The organism is Gemmatimonadaceae bacterium, assembly GCA_036496605.1.
Classification (GTDB): Bacteria; Gemmatimonadota; Gemmatimonadetes; order Gemmatimonadales; family Gemmatimonadaceae; genus AG2.
The window spans coordinates 1-1,751 of sequence record DASXKV010000065.1; the positions used below are offsets into that span (position 1 = coordinate 1).

Here is a 1,751-nt window from a genome sequence, read left to right on the forward strand (position 1 = left end):
TCGTGCTCCACGTGATAGTCGAGATTGACGGTGCGCTCCTCCCACTCGGCAATCTCGTAGGCCTCCGATGGAAGCGGTCGCAGCGCCGGCTGGTCGTAACGTTCGTAGAGCTCCCGTCGCGTGACGCCGCCAAGCTTCTTCATCGGGCGTGCGTTCATTTCCTCGAGCAGCTCCGCGATGCGACGATTCAGCTCCCCGAGCGAGAAGAAGGTCACATTCCGAAGACGCGCGAGGATCCATCGCTGCGCGATCTGCACCGCCACTTCGACCTTCGCCTTGTCGCGAGGCTTGTAAGGACGCGCCGGCACGATCGCCGTGCCGTAGTGGCGCGCCATCTCGGCGTAGCTGCGCTGGATGCCGGGCTCGTATCGGCACGCCTTCGTCACTCCGGACTTCAGCTGATCGGGGACCGTCATCTCCGTCACTCCGTCGAAATAGGCGTACGCATGCATGTGCGCGCTGATGAAGTCGGAGACCTGCTGCGTTGCAGTCACCTCCGCGTACGTGTAGTTGCTGGCGCCGAGCACGGCGACGAACAACTCCACTTCGACGACCTCGCCCGTGCGTGCGTCGATGTACGACGGTTTCTTCCCGGAGTAGTCCACGAAGCACTTCTCCCCCGCCTTGTGCACCTGGCGCATGACGACGCCCGCCTTCGACAACCATCGGCGATACACGTCGCAAAACGCCGTGTACCGAAGACCCGTCGGACGCACCTCCAGGTACTCGAGATGCAACAGTTCGAGCGTCACGCCGGGGCGTCGCAGCTCGCGGTGCAAGTAGACCGGGTCGGGTCGAGGCCGGTCATCACCTGGCTTCGCTGGTCGCCCGTACAATCGTTCTTCGAGCACCGCCTCGCTCAGGCTCTCGGCGATCTCCCACGTCACGCCGGCAATGCTCGCCCGCGCTGCCGTCTTCTGCACCGCACCGACGCTGATCGCCAGGCTCCGCGCAACCTCGCGTACCGTGCGACCCTGCGCCCGCAATCTTAGAATTTCTCGAATCTGTCGCACTTCCAGTCGCTCCGTTGGCATCCAGATGGCTCCTTTCGGAGCCCCCGGTCTCAGAGTCGACTGCCCGCGTCACCCGCTTTTCGGCGGCGTGTTCACGATGCCCGATTTCGGCGTCCACGACGCCGATCCGAGCGTTCACGTCCCCCGATCCGGCTGTTCACGATGCGCCGATTTGCGTGTTCACGATGCGCCGATCCGGGCGTTCACGATCGGGCGATTTCCGCACAGGCACCGGCCAGGGCGGCCTCGAATCGCTGATCGCGCGGTCCGATTTGGTCATCGTGATCACCGACGTGAACAGCCACGGCGCGGTGTGGCGCGCCCGCGAACTGGCGCGCGTCCACGAACGGCAGCTGGTGTTGGTCCGACGCATCGGGACGTCGCGTTTCCGCGACCTCGCCCGGTCGCTCGGTGAAGCTCGGCCCAGCGTCGGCGTCGCTGGAGCAATTGGTGTCGCTGGAGCGAGCGAAACGGTGCTCCCTGGCGGAGAAGCCGGTAGCATGCGCCGAAAGCCCCATGCCTCGAGCCAAGTCCGCGTCGCCGTCCTCGGAAAAGCAAACGAAAGAAGCGGCGGACACAAGGCCGCGCGTCGCCAGCATCTCGGGCGATGACGTCGGCGCCGCGGCCCTCGGTCGCAAGGTCGCCGACAGTCTTCGCAAGCTGCGGCGCGATCGACGGCTCTCTCTCGATCAGCTCGCCGCGGTGAGCGGCGTCAGTCGCGCCGCGCTTTCGCAAATC

The 1,751-nt window shown here is 65.4% G+C and carries 2 protein-coding genes; one reads left to right on the forward strand and one right to left on the reverse strand.

Annotated elements, in window-relative coordinates; all coding sequences use genetic code 11:
- Nucleotides 1-1,034, reverse strand: a 1,034-nt coding sequence (istA, locus tag VGH98_24595) for an IS21 family transposase (GenBank protein ID HEY2379183.1), incomplete at its 3' end; no start/stop codon positions are given.
- Between the two features lie 495 nt (nucleotides 1,035-1,529).
- Here istA and VGH98_24600 point away from each other — a divergent pair.
- A partial coding sequence (locus VGH98_24600) for a hypothetical protein (protein HEY2379184.1) occupies nucleotides 1,530-1,751 on the forward strand: 222 nt, incomplete at its 3' end.